This window comes from Flavobacterium sp., assembly GCF_043780635.1.
Classification (GTDB): domain Bacteria; phylum Bacteroidota; class Bacteroidia; order Flavobacteriales; family Flavobacteriaceae; genus Flavobacterium.
In genome coordinates this window covers 1-6,531 of record NZ_JAYWCK010000001.1, presented here as the reverse complement: position 1 = coordinate 6,531, position 6,531 = coordinate 1, and the positions used below count along the sequence as shown (strand labels likewise).

Below are 6,531 nucleotides of genomic sequence, written 5' to 3'. Positions count from 1 at the left end.
CGGCATTAACTTTAGTTCAATATGTCAATAAATTTATCTTTGACAGACCAATAAACAATATCAAAAATCAAATAATTTAATTACACCCAACGGGTTAATTATATATTCGTCAGCTTTTGTCAACTCTGGATCAATCCATCGGCAGCGCTACATATTCAACATAATGGTTTGATATATTGCTCAATGGGGATGTTCATATTTTGAATATGCCGCGGTTCAATTATATTATCCGATTTAAAGCCGTTTCTTTTTTTATAATTCAAAATGCCAACCATCAATTCTTCATCATAAATATCGCTTTTGGAATCTTGTTTTAAGTCTCCTGTCACTACAAGTCGATGTCTGATTTGACTAATAGTTTTTGAGCGGTCGTTAGGCTTGAATTCTCTTTCCAAAGAATCAGTTGTTATTAAGTCCCAATCTCCATTTTTTTCTATTTGTCGGTATTTTTTTAAAACATCTTTCAGTTTATAATATTGTCTAAAGAGTTGTTTTTCATTTTTACTTAATAATTCGGGATTTGCTATTATCGAATTTAACGGAATACTATAGGAAAGATTTTTCCGTGGTATAAACCAGCTAATTTCCTGAGTTTTTTCATTGTCAATTCCATAAAATACTTTTTTTGCATAAAAGAGATACATAGAGGATAACATTATTTCTGTATCGGTTTGGGAAAAATTCTTCGAGATCTCGCTATTAAAAATCCCGTCAATTTCATCTTTATAAGCTATTTTAGACTCGACACCTTCTTCATTAAGAAGATTTACTTTAGCGTATAACAAACTGGCAAACTCACTAGGTCCATTGTTGTAAAGCCAAATGGGTTTATAATTGCGTTTTTTGTATAAAGTATTAACCTCGGATTGATATGTTTTTAGATTGGGATATTTCTTAAAAAAAACGGAAATAATTGCATTGTTGATATGAATTGTGGTGACGACCGTGAGTTTTTGAGAAACTTGGGCAAGAGTAATTTTGTCAGTCGGAAGATTTATAGCCCCATTATGGTATGCAGAAGCAACTAAAATACCCCAAAAAACAACTACAATGGATAAAATGAATTTTTTCACAACATCATTATATTTATATAAAGGTAAAGAAATAATTTCGTCCAATAAAGTGAATTACAATCCAGTTTGCTGTAAAACAATAATTTTGATACAATCACATCAAATCTTTAATTTTATTCTACTACACCATGCGGTCTTATATATTTGATTAATTTTGCCATCCGAGACCTTTAGGTCGAATTGTACGAAGTAAAAACATTTTATAAAAGCGTGGGAAGTAAAAACAAGTTAAAAAGATTCAAGGAAAACGAAACATTCAATAATGTTTTTCAACCTTCAAGAGAAGAAGTAATAGGCGATTTATTCCCGCTCAGAGGCAAATGGAACGCAGATTTTTTTAAAAACGACAATCCAATTGTTATAGAATTGGGCTGTGGAAAAGGCGAATATTCCGTTGGCTTGGCTGAAAGATACCCTAACAAAAACTTCGTTGGAATTGATATCAAAGGAGCTCGTTTTTGGCGTGGTGCAAAAACTGCCGTAGAAACTGGATTGCATAATGTGGCTTTCATTCGTACCCAAATCGAATTAATCAATCATATTTTTGCTGAAAATGAAGTTGATGAAATTTGGATTACTTTTCCAGATCCACAAATAAAATACAAGCGCACCAAACACAGAATGACCAACTCGGAATTTCTTCAATTGTATAAAAAAATTCTTAAAAAAGAGGGTGTTGTAAACCTGAAAACCGATAGCGAATTTATGCACGGTTATACACTTGGATTGCTTCACGGCGAAGGTCACGAGGTACTTTATGCAAACCATAATGTCTATATAAACGAAGGAAGCCCGGAGGAAGTTACTGCCTTTCAGACCTTTTACGAAAAACAATATTTGGAAATTAACAAAGCAATTACGTATATTCGATTTAAAATTAAGGAATAACAGCATTTTTAGTAGAATTTTTTGTTCGGTTTTTTAACGTTTACCTATTTTAAATGAATTATATAACGCCGTTATTTTTTGGTTTTATAAGTGCTTTTATAGGGATTATTCCGCCAGGATTAATCAATATGACTGCAGCTAAAGTGAATCATAAGGAAGGAAAACGAAATGCGTTATGGTTTGTTTTAGGAGCGATATTAATAATTTGTTTCCAAGTTTTTTTCGCAATATTATTTGCAAAAATTATAAATCGCCGCCCGGATTTATTGACTTTAATGCGTGAAGTTGGGTTCGGAATTTTTGCAACTTTGACCATTTATTTTTTATGGTTGGCCAAAAAACCGAAAGACAAATCAAAAAAACTCAAAAATAAAAGTAAAACTAAGCGATTTTTTCTTGGAATGTTACTTTCGGCGCTCAATTTTTTCCCAATACCTTATTATGTATTCATCAGTATTACCTTGGCTTCTTTCAGGCTATTTTGGTTTGACACAACTTCTATTTTTATATTTGTTAACGGCGTGATAATAGGGTCGTTTTTAGTGTTTTATATTTACATTTCTTTCTTTAATAAAATCGAAAATAAAACGGATTATATTATGAAAAATATGAATACCATAATCGGAAGCATTACGGGCTTAATTTCAATAATCACTTTGATTAATATTATTAAATATTACTGGTAATAATAATGGCCAATCAAAATGAAAATTTTTTCGAAAAAGTCTACTCCATTGCAAGGCAAATTCCATACGGAAAAGTTACATCTTATGGTGCAATTGCAAAAGCACTTGGAACAGCTCGTTCTGCCAGAATGGTGGGTTGGGCAATGAATGCAGCACATAATCTTGAAGATGTTCCAGCGCATCGAGTAGTGAACAGAAAGGGATTGCTTACTGGAAAACACCATTTTGACGGAACAAACTTGATGCAACAATTACTCGAAAGTGAAGGGATTGTAGTTATAGACAATCAAATTATAGATCTTGATAAGCATTTTTGGGAACCGGAAATTCGTATTTAACTTTGTGAATAATGACAAATAATTGCTAAACCCAATGAATTCCAATTGCAATAAATCCTCACTAAAACGTTTAAAATAAGAACTTTTCACAGTATATTTGCATTTGATAATTAATAATAGAATCAGTTTAAATAAATATAATATTTCAATTGAAGATCGTCAGTTGAAAACCATACACAGAATATGAAATTAGATAGAAAAGAAATCCTTAAAGCTTTAGAAACCATCACTGTTGCTGGCGAAGGAAAAAACATGGTAGAAAGCGGCGCAATAGCAAACGTATTGACATTTGGAGACGAAGTAGTTATAGAATTAGTATTACACGTACCAGCATTGCATATTAGAAAGCGAGCTGAAGAGGATATAAAAAAAACAATCCTCGAACTAGTTTCGCCAGATGCAAAAATAAAAATCAATGTTAAAGTTGAAGCTCCTCAAAGTACACAAAATGAAGAAATAAAAGGCAATTCTATTCCTGGAATAAAAAATATTGTTGCTGTAGCTTCTGGAAAAGGAGGCGTTGGTAAATCTACCATTACGGCAAACTTGGCTGTAACACTTTCTAAAATGGGTTTTTCGGTAGGTATTCTTGATGCCGATATTTACGGGCCATCAATGCCTATTATGTTTGATGTAGAAAGCGCTAAACCACTTTCTGTAGAAGTTGATGGAAAATCAAAAATGAAACCTATCGAAAGTTATGACATCAAAATACTTTCTATTGGTTTTTTCACTTCTCCAAGCCAAGCAGTAATGTGGAGAGGTCCAATGGCTGCTAAAGCATTAAACCAAATGATTTTTGATGCTGATTGGGGCGAATTAGATTTTTTACTAATAGATTTGCCACCAGGAACCGGAGATATTCACCTTTCGATAGTTCAAGCTTTACCAATTACTGGAGTAGTAGTTGTAAGTACGCCTCAAGTTGTGGCTCTTGCTGATGCAAAAAAAGGTGTTTCTATGTTTATGTCAGAGGCGATAAATGTTCCTGTTCTCGGAATTATTGAAAATATGGCGTATTTCACACCTGAAGAATTGCCTGAAAATAAATATTACATCTTTGGAAAAGAAGGCGCAAAGAACCTTGCCGAAGATTTACAAGTTCCATTCCTTGGCGAAGTGCCAATAGTACAGTCCATTCGTGAAGCAGGCGATTTTGGTCGTCCAGCAGCAATGCAAACTGGTTCTGTAATTGAAACTGTTTTTGAGAACATCACTAGAAATGTAGTACAGGAAGTTGTAAACAGAAACAAAAATTTACCGGCCACAGAAGCTGTTAAAATAACAACAATGGCGGGTTGCTCATCAGTTAAAAAATAAACCCAAAACTCGCCACAGCGGGAATAACATAAAAGAAATGACAACAGAAGAATTAACAAACAATGTACTAATCGCTCTCGAAGAAATTCGACCTTTTTTAAAGTCTGATGGAGGTGACATTCAACTTATTTCTATCGAAGATGGTAAACATGTGACTGTTCGTCTCGTAGGGGCATGCTCCAATTGTAGTGTAAACCAAATGACTTTAAAAGCAGGAGTGGAAACTACCATTAAAAGGCATGCGCCACAAGTAGAGACTGTTGTCAATATTGAGTAAACTCGTCTTTCTGAGCTTCTCTAAAGCGGTGGTGCTACTAGGTTTTTTCTAATGGCCCACATAGTCATACTTCTCGATAGCTAACGGAACGTACAAATGAAACTCACTTAACTTCAATATAAATATAAATGTTGTGAAGTAATCCCTCACGCAAATAAAACTAATTAAAGAACAGCCACTAGCTGTTCTTCTCTTAATCTCAAATCTCATACAAAACCAACCAACCCCAATCATCATTATGCAAGCCAAAAAGTTTACGCTACTACTTTTTTTTATGTTTATTTTCAATTCCTATTCTCAAATTAGTTTTGAAAAAGGATATTTTATAAATAATGTTGGAGAAAAAACAGACTGCTTAATTAAAAATTTAGACTGGAATAGTAATCCAACTTCATTTGATTACAAATTAACTGACAATTCAGACGTATTAAATAATACGATTACAAACATTCAGGAATTCGGAATTACAAATATTTCTAAATACAAACGAGTTAAAGTAAAAATTGACCGAACAGGAGGGGCTAATAATGAATTGAATTTTAATAGATTTCCTGTATTTACAGAGGAAATACTTTTTTTAAAAACATTAATAAATGGTAAAGCATCCTTATTTTCATATGTAGAAGGTAGTTTGAGTCTCTATTTTTTTTCTGTTGATAATTCAAATATTGAACAATTAGTTTATAAAAGTTATTATCTTGATAATACAACTATTCAAGAAAATATTCAGTACAAACAGCAACTTATAAATAGTTTAATATGCGATAGAATTTCAAATCAAGATTTCACAAAGTTAGAATATCAAAAGGATAAGTTAATTGATTGTTTTTTGAAATTTAATAACTGTGTGACTTCGACTGTAGATAATTATGAAGTCAAATCGAAAAGAGATGCAATTAATATCTCTCTTAGACCAGGAGTTTCAATGTCATCAATGTCTTTTTATACGGATATCGATAAAAATTTAAAAGCAGACTTTGGAAACAAAACCACTTTTAGATTTGGAGTTGAATTTGAGTATGTTTTTCCCTTTAACAAAAATAAATGGGCATTAATTGTAGAGCCAACATATCAATATTTTATAGCAGAGCAATTGGGAAGTTTATATAATATAAAAATTGACTATAAAGTTATTGATGCTTGGTTTGGGGTTAGGCATTATATGTTTTTAAATGATAAATCGAAATTATTTATTAATGGAGCTTTTGTTAATAGCATTAGTTTAAATTCAAAAATAGCGTTTAATAACAATATCAACAACGCTAATTATTCTATTGATATTAGACCAGCAACTACTGTTTCCTTTGGATTTGGATATAGATATATTAATAAATTTAGCGTTGAATTTAGATATGGATTGGAGCAGGATTTATTAGGAAATTATCGCCAATGGTATTCAAGTTATAATTTATCGTCTTTGGTTTTTGGGTATACAATATTTTAATGCAATCAATTCAATTTTAAAATTACATTTGAATAATTATTTAACAAACGCTTACAAGGAACAATGGATATTACAATTAAAATTACAGATCGAAAAGGCAAAAAACACGAAGTTAAAGTTCCTACAGATATGGCATTAAATCTTATGCATGTTGTTCGTGCGTATGAACTTGAACCAGTTGGAACTATTGGAATTTGTGGAGGAATGGCAATGTGTCATACCTGTCAATGTTATGCAATTAACGATATTAATTTACCAGAAAAAAGAGAAGCTGAAGAAGCAACTCTTTCGAGATTAATGCATCTAAAACCAAACAGCCGTTTGAGTTGTCAAATTCCTATTACTAAAGAATTACAAGGATTAGAAATAGAATTAGCCCCTTTTTTATAAAAAACAGTTCTCCATATTTGAGGGCACTGAAAAAGTCATTTTAGTACTTAATTGATTAATAAATAAGGAGTAGAAAACTAGTTTTTCTGCTCCTTATTTTGTATTTTTAAGTTTA

8 protein-coding genes are annotated in these 6,531 nt (G+C 31.9%); 7 read left to right on the top strand and 1 reads right to left on the bottom strand.

The window, feature by feature from the left end; translation table 11 throughout:
- Positions 1 to 155: 155 nt before the first annotated feature.
- A complete protein-coding gene (locus ACH2BV_RS00040) occupies positions 156 to 1,073 on the bottom strand; it encodes a hypothetical protein (RefSeq protein ID WP_395048332.1) in 918 nt (305 codons plus the stop codon).
- A 210-nt stretch (positions 1,074 to 1,283) separates the two neighbouring features.
- On the opposite strand from ACH2BV_RS00040, the gene trmB reads away from it, so the two are divergent.
- The 7 genes from trmB to ACH2BV_RS00005 all read left to right on the top strand — a co-directional run bounded on the left by trmB (position 1,284) and on the right by ACH2BV_RS00005 (position 6,416).
- Positions 1,284 to 1,961, top strand: a complete 678-nt coding sequence (gene trmB, locus ACH2BV_RS00035) for a tRNA (guanosine(46)-N7)-methyltransferase TrmB (RefSeq protein ID WP_395048334.1) — start codon at positions 1,284 to 1,286, stop codon at positions 1,959 to 1,961.
- Between the two features lie 53 nt (positions 1,962 to 2,014).
- Positions 2,015 to 2,647 carry a LysE family transporter gene (locus ACH2BV_RS00030; RefSeq protein WP_395048331.1) on the top strand — a complete coding sequence of 211 codons (633 nt, stop codon included), beginning with the start codon at positions 2,015 to 2,017 and terminating at the stop codon, positions 2,645 to 2,647.
- A 5-nt stretch (positions 2,648 to 2,652) separates the two neighbouring features.
- Positions 2,653 to 2,985: an MGMT family protein gene (locus ACH2BV_RS00025; protein ID WP_395048329.1), complete on the top strand. Its 333-nt coding sequence runs from the start codon at positions 2,653 to 2,655 to the stop codon at positions 2,983 to 2,985.
- A gap of 183 nt (positions 2,986 to 3,168) precedes the next feature.
- On the top strand, positions 3,169 to 4,305 hold the full coding sequence (locus tag ACH2BV_RS00020; RefSeq protein WP_395048328.1) for an Mrp/NBP35 family ATP-binding protein: 1,137 nt from the start codon (positions 3,169 to 3,171) through the stop codon (positions 4,303 to 4,305).
- Positions 4,306 to 4,342: 37 nt separating this feature from the next.
- Positions 4,343 to 4,582 carry a NifU family protein gene (locus ACH2BV_RS00015; protein ID WP_395048326.1) on the top strand — a complete coding sequence of 80 codons (240 nt, stop codon included), beginning with the start codon at positions 4,343 to 4,345 and terminating at the stop codon, positions 4,580 to 4,582.
- A gap of 238 nt (positions 4,583 to 4,820) precedes the next feature.
- Positions 4,821 to 6,026 carry a tRNA modification GTPase gene (locus ACH2BV_RS00010; protein WP_395048325.1) on the top strand — a complete coding sequence of 402 codons (1,206 nt, stop codon included), beginning with the start codon at positions 4,821 to 4,823 and terminating at the stop codon, positions 6,024 to 6,026.
- Between the two features lie 63 nt (positions 6,027 to 6,089).
- Positions 6,090 to 6,416 (top strand): ferredoxin, encoded by a 327-nt coding sequence (locus ACH2BV_RS00005; RefSeq protein WP_395048323.1) that lies wholly within the window; start codon positions 6,090 to 6,092, stop codon positions 6,414 to 6,416.
- Positions 6,417 to 6,531 lie beyond the last annotated feature (115 nt).